The organism is Corynebacterium sp. LaCa78, assembly GCF_046717505.1.
In the GTDB taxonomy this organism is placed as follows: Bacteria; Actinomycetota; Actinomycetes; order Mycobacteriales; family Mycobacteriaceae; genus Corynebacterium.
This window is the reverse complement of record NZ_CP177112.1, coordinates 283407-296427: the sequence shown is the minus strand read 5'-3', so window position 1 is coordinate 296427 and position 13021 is coordinate 283407. Positions and strand designations below refer to the sequence as shown.

Annotated in this window: 13 protein-coding genes; 8 read left to right on the top strand and 5 right to left on the bottom strand. The window is 62.2% G+C overall.

Going from position 1 to position 13021, the window contains the following annotated elements; all coding sequences use genetic code 11:
* The first annotated feature begins 7 nt into the window (after positions 1-7).
* The 5 genes from ACLI1O_RS01475 (at position 8) to ACLI1O_RS01455 (ending at position 6209) form a co-directional block, all read left to right on the top strand.
* On the top strand, positions 8-1726 hold the full coding sequence (locus ACLI1O_RS01475; protein ID WP_284772067.1) for a long-chain-fatty-acid--CoA ligase: 1719 nt from the start codon (positions 8-10) through the stop codon (positions 1724-1726).
* A gap of 22 nt (positions 1727-1748) precedes the next feature.
* Complete coding sequence (locus tag ACLI1O_RS01470) at positions 1749-2318, top strand: methylated-DNA--[protein]-cysteine S-methyltransferase (protein WP_284772066.1); 570 nt, start codon at positions 1749-1751, stop codon at positions 2316-2318.
* Positions 2319-2388: 70 nt separating this feature from the next.
* The gene (locus ACLI1O_RS01465; protein WP_284772065.1) at positions 2389-4098 is read left to right on the top strand and encodes a long-chain-fatty-acid--CoA ligase; all 1710 of its coding nucleotides are present in this window, start codon (positions 2389-2391) and stop codon (positions 4096-4098) included.
* Positions 4099-4109: 11 nt separating this feature from the next.
* Entirely contained in the window at positions 4110-5663 is a 1554-nt protein-coding gene (locus ACLI1O_RS01460) for an AMP-binding protein (protein WP_284772064.1), read from the top strand.
* Positions 5664-5732: 69 nt separating this feature from the next.
* Positions 5733-6209, top strand: coding sequence for an S-ribosylhomocysteine lyase (locus ACLI1O_RS01455; RefSeq protein ID WP_023025084.1), 477 nt, complete (start codon positions 5733-5735; stop codon positions 6207-6209).
* A gap of 161 nt (positions 6210-6370) precedes the next feature.
* On the opposite strand, the gene ACLI1O_RS01450 is transcribed toward ACLI1O_RS01455, so the two are convergent.
* Positions 6371-7495 (bottom strand): UDP-N-acetylmuramate dehydrogenase, encoded by a 1125-nt coding sequence (locus tag ACLI1O_RS01450; RefSeq protein WP_284772062.1) that lies wholly within the window; start codon positions 7493-7495, stop codon positions 6371-6373.
* A 24-nt stretch (positions 7496-7519) separates the two neighbouring features.
* Here ACLI1O_RS01450 and ACLI1O_RS01445 point away from each other — a divergent pair, with 24 nt between their 5' ends.
* The 3 genes from ACLI1O_RS01445 to ACLI1O_RS01435 are packed head-to-tail and all read left to right on the top strand — an operon-like array spanning position 7520 to position 9706.
* Positions 7520-8011, top strand: a complete 492-nt coding sequence (locus tag ACLI1O_RS01445; RefSeq protein ID WP_284772061.1) for a DUF2505 domain-containing protein — start codon at positions 7520-7522, stop codon at positions 8009-8011.
* Positions 8012-8043: 32 nt separating this feature from the next.
* The gene (locus tag ACLI1O_RS01440) at positions 8044-8853 is read left to right on the top strand and encodes a class I SAM-dependent methyltransferase (protein WP_411706908.1); all 810 of its coding nucleotides are present in this window, start codon (positions 8044-8046) and stop codon (positions 8851-8853) included.
* Positions 8854-8902: 49 nt separating this feature from the next.
* Positions 8903-9706 carry a DUF2993 domain-containing protein gene (locus ACLI1O_RS01435; protein WP_284772059.1) on the top strand — a complete coding sequence of 268 codons (804 nt, stop codon included), beginning with the start codon at positions 8903-8905 and terminating at the stop codon, positions 9704-9706.
* Between the two features lie 38 nt (positions 9707-9744).
* Here the strand turns inward: ACLI1O_RS01435 and ACLI1O_RS01430 are convergent, their stop codons facing one another.
* From ACLI1O_RS01430 to ACLI1O_RS01415, 4 genes are read right to left on the bottom strand one after another with little or no spacing between them, the layout of a single operon-like run.
* Positions 9745-10188: a deoxyribose-phosphate aldolase gene (locus tag ACLI1O_RS01430; RefSeq protein WP_284772058.1), complete on the bottom strand. Its 444-nt coding sequence runs from the start codon at positions 10186-10188 to the stop codon at positions 9745-9747.
* A 2-nt stretch (positions 10189-10190) separates the two neighbouring features.
* On the bottom strand, positions 10191-10481 hold the full coding sequence (locus ACLI1O_RS01425; protein WP_284770986.1) for a DUF2516 family protein: 291 nt from the start codon (positions 10479-10481) through the stop codon (positions 10191-10193).
* Positions 10482-10486: 5 nt separating this feature from the next.
* Positions 10487-10921, bottom strand: coding sequence for a CGLAU_01105 family protein (locus tag ACLI1O_RS01420; RefSeq protein ID WP_284772057.1), 435 nt, complete (start codon positions 10919-10921; stop codon positions 10487-10489).
* A 33-nt stretch (positions 10922-10954) separates the two neighbouring features.
* Positions 10955-12313: a DUF445 domain-containing protein gene (locus ACLI1O_RS01415; RefSeq protein ID WP_284772056.1), complete on the bottom strand. Its 1359-nt coding sequence runs from the start codon at positions 12311-12313 to the stop codon at positions 10955-10957.
* Between the last annotated feature and the right edge of the window lie 708 nt (positions 12314-13021).

Genomic DNA, 13021 nt, shown 5'->3' with positions numbered 1-13021 from the left:
TCACGCATTGTCCGCTTATGAATCAAAGGCATGGCTCCAGTATTACCCGGAGTGGACGCCGCATAGCCTCGACTATGGCAACACCACCCTGTTAGACCTGTATGACAACAACCTCAAGGTCAATGGCGATAAGTCAGCCACGTATTTCTTTGGACGCAGCCAAAACTATTCCGAGCTGGACCGCCAAGTGCGCGCCGCCGCAGCCGGCTTGAAGGCCTTCGGCGTGCGCCCCGGTGACCGCGTAGCCATCGTTGCCCCCAATAGCCCGCAGTACATCGCGGCCTTTTATGCCATCTTGAAGCTCGGCGCCCAGGTTGTGCTGCACAACCCGCTTTATACCGCCCACGAGCTGGAGGGGCTTTTCCAGGATCACGGCGCGCGCATCGCCATCGCCTGGGACAAGGCCGCCCCCACCCTGGAGAAGCTGCGGGCTACCACCAACCTGGAAACGGTCGTGTCCATCAACATGATCAACGCCATGCCCACCCTGCAGCGCGCCGCGCTGCGCCTGCCGCTTCCCCCGCTCAAGGCCAAGCGCGAGCAGCTTTCTGCCCCGGCACCAAATACCGTGCCGTGGGAGGCGCTGATTGGCGATGCCATCGGTGGCAACGGCAGCGATATTAAGACGCCAGAGGACATTGATAAAGACACCGTCGCGCTGGTGATGTACACCTCCGGTACGACCGGTGCGCCCAAGGGCGCGATGCTCTCGCACGGCAACCTCGTATCCAACCTGCTGCAGGGCAAGGCTTGGGTTCCAGGCTTGGGCGATAAGCCAGAGCGCATGCTCGCCGCCCTACCCTTCTTCCACGCATATGGCCTGACCATGAACGTCACCTTGGCACAGCTTATCGGCGGCGAATTGGTCATCCTCCCCGTGCCGCAGATCCCGCTCATCATGCAGCTGATGAAGAAGCACACCCCGACCTGGGTCCCGGGCGTTCCTACCTTGTACGAGCGCATCGTCAAGGCCGCCGAGGAGCAAGAAGTACCCATCAAGGGCGTGCGCGCGGCCTTCTCTGGCGCATCCACCCTGCCTTCTGAGACCGTCAATAAGTGGGAAAACGCCACCGGCGGCTTACTCGTGGAAGGCTACGGGCTTACCGAGTGCTCCCCCATTATCGTGGGCAACCCCATGAGCACCGACCGCCGCCCCGGCTACGTGGGCATTCCCTTCCCGGATACCGAGGTGCGCATCGCCAACCCCGATAACCTGGATGAGACCCAGCCAGACGGTGTTGAGGGCGAGGTGCTGGCCCGCGGCCCGCAGATTTTCAAGGGCTATCTTAATAACCAGGAAGCCACCGATGCCGCCTTCCACGATGACTGGTTCCGCACCGGTGACATGGGCATCATGGAAGAAGACGGCTTCATCCGCCTAGTCAGCCGCATCAAGGAAATCATCATCACCGGCGGCTTCAACGTCTACCCGGGCGAGGTCGAAGAAATCCTGCGCGAGCACCCCAGCGTCGACGACGCCGCTGTCGTGGGCCGCCCGCGCGACGATGGCTCCGAAGATGTCGTTGCCTGCCTCGATCTTGCCGATGGCGCCGCGCTCGACCCCGAAGGCCTCAAGGAGTACTGCCGCGAGCGCCTGACCCGCTACAAGGTCCCGCGCACCTTCTACCACTTCGAAGAACTGGCCAAGGACCAAATGGGCAAGATCCGCCGCCGTGAGGTACAAGAAGACCTCATCAACCGCCTCGAAGCGGAGAAGAACTCCTAAAACACCTAGAGTTCCCACCACCATGCTGCGCACCATCGATACCCCCATCGGCCCGCTGCTGCTCACCGCGGATGCAGACGGGCTGTCCCGCGTTGACTTCGTCGCGATCCAGTTGGGTCGCGACGGAACCAGCAAGGGTCGCCGCAAACCCAATGAGGTTCGCGACGAAAACAGCAAGGGGCACCGCAAAACCAATCAGGTTCGCGGCGAGGAAAGCGGCGGAGTACATGGGGGCATCGACAAGCGCGGTGCAGACATCTTAGATGCGGCGCAAGAGCAGCTCGCGGAGTATTTCGCTGGGCGCCGCCGCGAGTTTGACCTGCCGCTCAACCCGGCGCCGACGACGGAATTTCGCGCCCAAATTCACGCGCAGTTGGACACCATTGGCTACGGCGAAATCTCAAGCTATGGCGAGCTCGCAGCCGCCGTGGGGCGCCCCGCTGCTACCCGGGCGGTCGGCACCGCCTGCGGCGCCAATCCCCTGCCGATTATTCGGCCCTGCCACCGCGTGCTGCGCAGCGATGGAACGCTCGGCGGCTATGCCGGTGGCCTGGATATCAAGCGTTTTTTGCTGACACTCGAAGAAAACTAGAGGATTTCCTCACGTTCTGGGTATACTCGCCCTTTGTAATATTTTTCTTTAGCAAACGAAAGGGCAGCGCGTGTCCGCATACGAATCCCGGGCCTGGATTAAGCACTACAGCGACTGGACCCCCGCCACGCTTGATTACGGCGATAAAACCATCGTTGACTACTACGTCAATAACCTCCGCATCAATGCGAATAAGTCCGCTACCTACTTCTTCGGCAGTACACAGAGCTACGCGGACCTAGACGCACAGGTGCGCGCCGCCGCTGCGGGACTTAAGGCCTTTGGCATCCGGCCTGGCGATAGGGTCGCCATCGTCATGCCTAACTGCCCCCAACACGTGGTGGCGTTTTATGCCATCCAGCTGCTCGGGGCCACCGCGGTGGAACACAATCCCCTCTACACCGCCCACGAGCTCGAGGGGCTTTTCCAGGACCATGGCGCGCGTGTGGCCATCGCCTGGGATAAGACGGCGCAGACGCTGAATAAGCTGCGCGCCACCACCCCACTAGAGACCATCGTGTCCGTCAACATGATCGATGCGATGCCACCGCTCAAGCGCCTCGCACTCCGGATTCCCCTGCCGCCGCTGGCCGCCAAGCGCGAGCAGCTAACCGGCACGGCCCCGAATACCGTGGCCTGGTCCACGCTTATCGGTTCTGCCATCGGCGGCGATGGCAAGGACCTCGAGATTGCCAAGGTCACGCAGGACGATATCGCGCTTATCCTCTACACCTCCGGCACCACAGGCAAGCCCAAGGGCGCGCTGCTTTCGCACGGCAACCTCATCTCCAACTGCGTGCAGGGCGAAGCCTGGCTGACGAATATGGACGCCACCGACCAGCGCTTCCTCGCCGCATTGCCGCTCTTCCACGCCTACGGCATGACCACGCTGTGCGTGCTCAGCATCTACTTCGGCGCCGAGCTCATCTTGGTTCCATCCCCGCAGATGCCGCTCATCATGGACATCGTTAAGAAGCACACCCCCACCTGGCTACCGGGCGTGCCCACGTTATACGAGAAGATCATGGACGCCGCCGAGGACAAGGGCGTGGATCTTGCCGGCATCAGCAACGCCTTCTCCGGCGCCGCTACCCTGCCGGTTGACGTGATGGAGCGCTGGGAATCCATGACCGGCGGCCGCCTCGTGGAGGGATTTGGTATGACCGAGACCTCCCCCGTGCTCATTGGCAACCCCATGAACGGCAACCGCCGCCCGGGCTATGTGGGCCTGCCCTTTCCCGATACCGAGGTGCGCATTGGCAACCCGGATAACCTCGATGAAACCCAGCCAGATGGCGAGCCGGGCGAGATGCTGGCTCGCGGGCCGCAGATCTTCCAGGGCTATTTCAATAACGAAAAGGCCACCGAGGAGTCCTTCCACAACGGCTGGTTCCGCACCGGCGATATGGCCACCATGGATGAGGACGGCTGGGTCAAGCTGGTTAGCCGCATCAAGGAAATCATCATCACCGGCGGCTTTAACGTCTACCCGGCCGAAGTCGAAGAGGTGGTGCGCAAGCACCCAGACATCAAGGAGGTCGCCGTGGTGGGCCGCCCGCGCAAGGATGGCTCCGAGGACGTCGTCGCCTGTCTCATCCTGCGCGATGGCGCCGTCTTGGACCCAGAAGGCCTCAAATCCTTCTGCCGCGAGCGCCTGACCCGCTACAAGGTTCCGCGCACCTTCTACCACTTTGAGGAGCTGGCTTCGGACCAGCTGGGCAAGGTCCGCCGCCGCATGGTGCAGCAGGATCTCCTCGATCTCCTCAAACAGAAGGCTTAGTATTAACCACCATGTCAGACCTCGAGTACGACGCCACGCTGACGGATTTCCTCGCCACCGCCGTAGCCAACTTCCCCCACCGTCCCGCCACCTTTTTCGCGGGCGAGACCCTGAGCTACGCGGAGTTGGATACCCGTATCGCCGCTGCCGCCGGCGCCCTGCGGGAGATGGGAATCCGCCCCGGCGACCGGGTGGCGCTGGTCTTGCCCAACTCCCCGCAGCACCTCATTGCCTTTTTCGCGGTGCTGCGCCTGGGCGCGGTCGTGGTCGAGCATAACCCTCAGTACACCGCCCACGAGTTGGCCCCGCTCTTTGCCCACCACGGCGCCCGCATCGCCTTGGTCTGGGATCAGGTCGCCGCCGTGGTCGATGGCCTAGCCAGCACGGTGATTCCCGTGTCCTTGGAGGCGCCCCTTCCCCTCTCCGGCGCCCCAGTGCCTCACCGCCAGGCCGCGCTTGCCGATGCCGCCCTCATCCTCTACACCTCCGGCACCACCGGCCAGCCCAAGGGCGTGGTGCTCACGCACGGCAACCTCGCCGCGAACTGCATCCAATTGGAAGCCCAGGCCGATCTGCGCCCGGGCCACGAGCGTTTCCTCGCCACGCTGCCGATGTTCCACTCTTATGGATTGACCATGAGCGTCTTGCTCGCGGTGCGCTGCGCCGCCGAGATCATCCTGCTGCCCTCCCCACGCCCCGCAGCCGTGGTCGGCGCCTTGGCACAGCGCCGCCCGACCTGGATGCCGGGCGTTCCCACCATTTATGAGCGCGCCATGGGCGAGCTGGCGGCAGAATCTGCCTCCGAGGCGGCCGCTGAGCCGACCGCCGAGCAGGCCACAGACCTGGGCGGGGTGCGCTACGCCATTTCCGGCGCGGCATCGCTGCCCGCGCGCATCATCGAGCCCTGGCAAGACCGCACCGGCGGCATGCTTGTCGAGGGCTACGGTCTTACCGAGGCCTCCCCCGTGCTGACCATCAACCCGCTTGGTGAGGGTCGGCGCGTGGGGACCATCGGCAAGCCGCTTGCCGATACCGACTTGCGCATCGGGGATCCCGCTGACCTTGACCGCAGCCAACCCGATGGCACGCCCGGCGAGATCCTTGCCCGCGGGCCCCAGGTTTTTTCGGGCTACCTCGATAATCCCGCCGCCACGCGGGAGGCATTCCACGGCGATTGGCTGCGCACCGGCGATATGGGTGTGCGCGAGGCCGATGGCCATTTCCGGCTGGTGGGCCGGATTAAAGAGGTCATCATCACCGGTGGCTTTAACGTCTTTCCCAGCGAGGTGGAACATGCATTGTTGAGCCACCCCGCGATAAGCCAAGCCGCGGTGGCCGGCGTCCCGCGTGCCGATGGTTCCGAGGATGTCGCCGCCTGCCTTGTGCTCCACCCCGGCGCCACCTTCGACGCGGAAGCGCTGCGCGAGCACTGCCGCGGCCTCCTGGCCCGCTATAAGGTCCCGCGGCATTTCGTGGTGCAAGAAGAATTGCCCACCGATCAGCTGGGCAAGCTGCGCCGCCGCCAGGTACAGGAAATCTTGGTGGCGGAAGTGTCCTCCCGCTAACTCGCGGCGCACAGTCGGCTGAAGAATCTATTCTGTGAAGTGACACTCGCAGCGATTAGGCTGGGGAGTATGACTGAACAGAACCAAGAAAAGATTAACGTCAAGTCCTTCGAGCTCGACCACCGCCTCGTCAGCGCGCCTTATATCCGGGTGGCTGACCGCACCGATTTGGGCGGCGGCGTCGAGATTATCAAGTACGACCTGCGCTTCTGCCAGCCCAATAAGGAGCACCTGGACACGGAGGCGCTGCACTCCGTGGAGCACATGATGGCCAACTTTATGCGCAACTACACCGATAAGCTCATCGGCTTTGCCCCTATGGGCTGCCGCACCGGCTTCTACGCCATTACCAACGGCATGGAGCAGGATGAATTGCTGCGCGCCGTTGAGGGTGCGCTGAACGATATCCTCACCGCCACCGAGGTTCCCGCCGCCAACGAAGAGCAGTGCGGTTGGGGCGCACACCACAGCTTGAAGGGCGCGCAGGATGCGGCCCGCAAGTTCCTAGACGCCAAGCCGGAGTGGCTCGAGGTCATGGCTGCCTAGGAGCCCGCAAGCAACACTTCCGTCCAAAACAACCGCGTTTCGCCAAAAATGAGGGCGAATTTTAGAAGAACGCGGTTGTTTTGGACGTTTTTATCTCCGCGCGGGCCTAAAACCCGGCGCGAACCCAGCGGCTAAGGCCCCGTCGCGCCGAGAGGCGCGGCCTAGTCCTCGTCCATGGATAGGCCCAGCCACACGGGCTCGGGCACGAGCTCGACGCCGAAGGCCTCGCGGACGCCATCGCGAATAGTGCGGGCCAGCGCGACAATATCGGCGGCGCTCGCGTTTCCGCGGTTAGTCAGCGCCAGGGTGTGCTTGGTGGATAGCGTTGCCGGGCCGGATCCGGGGTAGCCCTTTGTAAAGCCGGCGTTATCGATAAGCCAAGCGGCCGAGAGCTTCTCGTGCGGGGACGATTCGCCCTGTGCGGTGGCGACGGGGTGGCGGGGCATGCGGTCGGCGGGGGCATCGCCAAGCGTGGCGCGCACCTTGTCTTGGATGGCGTCGGCGACGCTGGATTCGACCACGGGGTTGGTGAAGAAAGAGCCGGCGGACCAGGTGTCATGGTCGGCGGCATCGAGCACCATGCCCTTGCCGCGGCGCAGGGCGAGGACCTCCTCGCGGACCTGGGCGACGGGGCGGCGCTCGCCGGGGGCATCGGTAAGCTGCCCAAAGCGCAGGGGGCGAGAGAGCCCATCCGTGGTCAATTGCAATTCGACCTCGAGCACCACCGCGCGGCCGGTGAATTTCAGGTTGGAATAGCGGTAGGCCAGATCGAGATCGGAGACGGGAACCCACTCATCGGCATCGGTGCGCAGGTTATACAGGCGCACACGGGTCAAGACCTCAGAAATCTCGGCGCCATAGGCACCCACGTTTTGCACGGGCACCGCGCCCACCGTGCCGGGGATGCCGGACAGGCACTCGATGCCGCCCAGGGACTGCGTCACGGATTCCGCCACGACCTCGTCCCATACCGCACCGGCTTGGGCGCGCACGAGGCCAGTTTCGGTATCCATGTCCACCGCGGCAAAGTCGAGGACGACGGCGACCACGTCTACCTCACCATCAGAAACCAGCAGGTTGGAGCCGCCGCCAACCACAATGAAGGGAACTTTTTCTTTCTCGAGGTACCGCAGTGCCGCAACTGCCGCTTCAGGCAGCGAGCAACGCAACGTGACCCGTGGCTTTCCCCCCACGCGCAAGGTGGTGAGATCAGCAAAGCTCGCCGTGGGATCCACGTCTACGCCGTCGATTGCTGTGAGTTGTTGCGTCAAAAATTTATCAAGCACGTATACCAAGGTAGTCTGTTAAGCATGTCAACTCGTAGTGAAAACACCGTAACCATCAATCAGCCTATCGACATGGTTCACAAGGCGCTGCTCACCCAGGGGTACTGGGAGTACATCGTGGCAAACCTTTCCCCGGAGGCAGGCCAGGTTCACGATTTCTCCGATAACGTAGCCACGCTCTACGAGGTCCTGCCGACCACCCTTTTGCCAGAGGCAGTGCGCGCCATGGTCTCGCAGGACCTCAAGGTCAAGCGCGTGGTCACCGTGGGCGAGCTCAACGGCCAGGCCGCTGACGTCAACTACACCGCTGACGTCAAGGGCACCCCGGTGGACTTCAAGGGCGATATTTCCCTGGCCGGCGAGGGCGAGATGACCAAGCTGACCTACACCAACGAGATCTCCGTCAAGATCCCGATGATGGGCGCAGCCATCGAGCCGAAGGTGGGCGAATCCCTGGCAGAGCTCTTTGATAACGAGGGCAAGCTGACCGAACAGTGGATTTCTGAAAACTCCTAAGGCACTCCCAACCTTAGAATCCACCGATTCCCATGGCCGACCACGCTCATAACCTGCGCGCCAGCGCAGCAGCGGGTCGGCCTTTTGGCGTTATTACCCGCGGCACCACCAATTACAACCGGCTGCGGCGCTGCGATAGGTGGATGGTCGCCCACCCAGAAATTTCGGCGCTGCTGCGCCACGTGCGCACCCCGCTCGCGCTCGACGTGGGCTACGGTGCCTCCCATACCACCACCGTGGAGTGGGCGCGGTGGCTGCGCCGCATCAATCCCCGCGTGGATGTGCGCGGGCTGGAAATCCACCCGGACCGGGTGCTACCGCCGCGCGATGGCGTGCGCTTTGAGCTGGGCGGATTTGAGCTTGCGGGCTACCGTCCGCAGGTGGTGCGTGCCTTTAATGTGCTGCGCCAATACGACGTGGACCAGGTTGCGGAGGCCTGGCAGACGGTGTGTTCCCGCCTGGCCCCTGGCGGGTTCTTCGTGGAAGGCACCTGCGATGAGCTGGGCCGGCGCGCGGCGTGGATCCTGCTCGATCAGCATGGCCCGAAGACGCTGACGCTCGCGTGGGATCCCTTCGACGTGGCCCGCCCCTCCGATGTGGCCGAGCGCCTGCCCAAAGTGCTCATCCACCGCAACGTGCCCGGCGAGCCCATCCACGAGCTCCTGCAGGCCGCCGATAGGGCCTGGGATCGCGCCGCTGGGTGGGCCCCGCACGGCCCGCGGGTGCGATGGCGCATGGCACAAGCCCTGTTTGCCGATGCCCCCTTTAACCTCCATCCTCCCCGCCGCCGGCTGCGCGATAATACGCTCACTGTGAGCTGGGAGAGCATCGCGCCCCGCTAATATCCAGCACACATTGCCACCGGCCGCCTCATGCGCCACACTGGTAGTCATGGCTGCAAAGAAATCGGGCGGATCGCTCGCTTGGAAAATTGTCGTAGGCGTCCTCGTAGCGCTGCTTATTATCATCCTCATCGCCGAATTTGGCCTGCGCTGGTTCATTAGTAATCAGATGACCGAGGAGTTTAAAAATAGCGCCAAAGAAGAAGGCATCGAGGCAACGGAAGATCCCTCGGTAAGCTTTGGCGGCAGCCCCCTCCTCTTTGGGCTTATGCGCGGCTCGATTTCCCAGATGGACATGACCACGCCGTCGACCCTGCAGATCGAAGGCTCCCAGATCAAGGGGCAACCCGCCTCCGAAATCCACGTGGAAGATATGTCCACGGATGCGGATAACCCAGTGGCCGGCTCCCTCCGCGCCACCACCACCGTTCCGGATGACTACCTGCTGGCTAGCTTCCAAAAAGGAATCTCGGACCAATCCGGCAGCGACACCATTGGGAATATGGTGGTTACTGAAATCACCGCGAATGACCAGAGCGACGAGCTGGAAGTGAAGTTCGGCGGCGGCTTGGCCAGCCTTTCGCTCAAGCCCACCGCCCGCGACGGCAAGCTAGAGATCAATGCCACCGAGGCCGCCATCTTTGGCCTGTCGCTTCCTGAGCAAGCAACTAGTTCCATTTCCGAGGCACTGCAGGAAGGCATGTCTGATGAGCTCATTGCCAAGGACTTGCAGGTCGAATCCGTGGACGTGGGCGATGGCAAGCTCACGCTCACCTTTACGGGCACCGATGTTCCCTTGAATGATTTGGAACACTTCTCGGGCGAAAGCGACGAACAGAAGAAAGCCGCCTAACAACGTCGGCCGCAGAAGCGGCCGACCTAGGGAGAGACTTAGGCGGTGGGAAATTCTACGACGGGCAGCGAGCTGGACAGCTCGCTGCCTTTTTCTATGACGAGTGCGTGAAATCCCGCCTGGGCGGCGGCGGTTTCCGCGAGGGACCGCGCCGGCTCCACCTCCGGCAAGATGAGGCCCACGCGGGCTGGGTCCGGGCAGGCCTCGCGGATGGCGACGAGCTCGGAGAGGATAGGGGTAACATCGGCAAGCGTGGCATCAACGCTGACCCACACCTCGTCCGCGCCGGACTGGATGGCCAGGCGGGCCTCAGAAGCCTTGATGAGCGTGTGGTGCCGGCCGGTGGGATAGCCCGCCACGGCCGTAATGCCCGCTGGATCGGCTGCGGCCGCCACCGTCACGTGATGCGGCGAGACCAAAACATGCTGCCCGGCGGCCTGCTCCCTGACCTCAGTGGCGGAAGCGTGCAAGAGATTTTTCATGCTTAGTAGCTGTAGTCGCCGTTGATGATGGCCTTGAGCTGCGGGCGCACGTCAAACCAGTAGATGCCGGTGATGACCGTGCCAATCCACGCCAAAATTTGGAGGCCGGTAGCCATCGCAACCGCCGAGCCCGCAAGTAGGCCTACCCATACCCATTTACCCTTGCGGTCGCCGGCCCGAAACGCGTCCTCGCGCGTAGATGCCGCGAGCACGGCCCCGATGATGGCGGTAATGGTCAGGACCTGGAAGAAGTAGATGGGAAAATTATAGGCAATGTCAAGTAAGAGGTACATGCAGATTAATTCGTGGGTTCGTCGGTATCGATAACTTCGCCATCGATAATATTATCGTCCTTGTCCGCCGCAGCGGAATTACCGTTCTTGGGCGCGTTCTTCTTCTCGTTCACGCGCTCCTGGGCATAGCCATACGCGTCCTTCACGCCCTCGCGGGTTTCCTGGTACGCATCCGCGAACTTGTCCTTCGCCTCAGAGAAAGCCTCCGAGTCGCGGGTTTCTTCCGCGGCCTTCTTGATGGACGCGCCCCACTGCTTGGCGGTGTTGGTGGCCTTATCCAGCATGCCGTCCTTATCGCCCTGTGGGCCCTGCGCACCTGCGCCCTGCGCGCCCTGGTTCTCGCGCTCTTCCTGCAGGCGGCCGCCGAAATCCTTGGCGGTATTTAGCGCGGACGCACCGGCTTCCTTCAGGGAATCAAAAAGCTTCTTCTTCTCAGTCATGAAATCCTCCGTGTGATGAATTATTCCGGCGCATTAGGCGCCGAAAATGAGATGATTAACAGCATATATGGCCAAGCCTGCCAGGGAGCCGACGATAGTGCCGTTAAGGCGAATAAATTGCAGATCCTTGCCCACCATCAGCTCGATATTTTGCGAGGCCTCCTGCGCATCCCAGCGCTTGATGGTCTCCGGGATGATCGCGATGATCTCCGGGGCGAATTTCTCCACCGCGTAGCGCGCGGCCTTGTCCACAAGATCATTGGCCTGGGCCAAGAACTCGGAATCCTCGAGCAACCGGTGCGCTAGTTCCTTCACCTTGGCCGTCATCTTCTGCCGCAGGAAGGACTCCGGGTCATTGAACTGATCAATCAGCGTGGTAGAAATCGTGCGCCACATCGCCGCCGGCGCCTGCTGCACCTGATCAGAGGCAAGCATCTCTTGCTTGATGTTCTCAATGCGCTCGCGCATATCCGCATCCCACTGCAGATCCGCAGCCAGCTTGGATAGGTTGCGGCGAATGGCCAGGCGGGCCTCGTGGTTGCCATCGCGGCGAACTTCCTCGGCGAAATTAACGAGCTCGCTATAGACCTTGTCCCCCACCATCTCGCGGGCAAAGCGCGGCGCCCACCCGGGCATGCGCTCATCGATGGCCGTGACCACCGTCGATTCCATGCCAAGAATCTTCTTGTGTGCCCAGTCAATGAGGTCATCCTCCAGCGGGCGCGCCTTGCCGTCCGCGATATAGCCCTCCAGCAACCGGCCCAATGGCGGCCCCCACTCCGGCTCCGCCAGGCGGTCCATGACCTGGGTGCGGATGAACTGCTCCGCCTCAGCCGGGTCAAGGTCCTCCACCACGCTGGCGGCGCGCTGGCCAATCCATTCGGAGACCTCCTCCGCCTTGCCGGGTGCTGCCCCCTGGCGCGCCAACCACAGCGGCAGCTCCGCCTCCCGCACCTTGGCACTCAGCGCATCCGCGGTAAGGAAGTTCTCCTCCACAAAGTCCTTCAGCGCATCGCCCACGCGGTCCTTATTATTCGGAATCAGCGCCGTGTGCGGAATGGGCAGGCCCATCGGCCGGCGGAACAGTGCCGTCACCGCAAACCAGTCCGCCAGGCCACCGACCATGCCGGCCTCCGCCGCCGCACGCACGTAGCCCACCCACACTGGAGCCCCGCTTTCCGACGCCTGCCACCACGAACACCCCAAAAAGATCACCGCCGCACCAATCAGGAACGACAGCGCAATCGCCTTCCACCGCCGCAAGTCCGCCCGCCGGGCCTCCTGGTTACCGGCCTGCGGAACGGGAGCAGCGCCCGACGGCGCCGTTGCAGTTTCCGGCTCCGGTGCCGAAGCGGTTGCCGATTCGAGGCCTTCGTCCGCGCGGTGGTTCATGTGGTCTCCTTGGGATTGGGAAGGTGCTTTCGAGCTTCATTCTCTAACACTAGTGCGTCCTAAAACACTCGCTAAACCACGCGACCAATTCAGTTAGGGGTTAGACCTATGCCCCTACGGATCCTGATCTTTATTCGAAGGTCACGTTCCATTTCCAGCGCTTTCCGGTGAATAGCCTTTGCACATGGATACCTATACGTAAACTGGTTCCGCGCCTTCTATCTATGACAATCAAACCCCTGAAACAAAACTTAGCTTCGGTCTTCGAAAGTTTTCCGTCATATCACCGAATTGATATTGCAACGGGATATTTTAGCCTTCGCGGCTGGTCTTCGATTGACCCTTTAGTACGTGAGAGCTTTGAAACAGGGGATGTTGATGGGCCAATCGAGAGTGTCTGATGGTTTGTGTGTGTAGGTACCTAACCCGCATAAGAAGATGGAGGGCCTGACCCCTGTTTGGTGGACACAAGCCATCAACCAAATGGCCGTGGCCTACCCCGACCGCTTCGACAAATACCTATAAACCCAGCTCCACACACAAACAACTTGACACGCTCGGGAACGGAGCTCACCGCACTACCCAGGAGTCCTGGTCATCGACTCTGCACTTAAAGGTTTCGACCAAGGTCGTGCAGAAGCAGCAGGATCCATGCGTGAGGGACTCTCCACCTATCTGACGCAAGAGGCAATACACCCAGCAAATCAT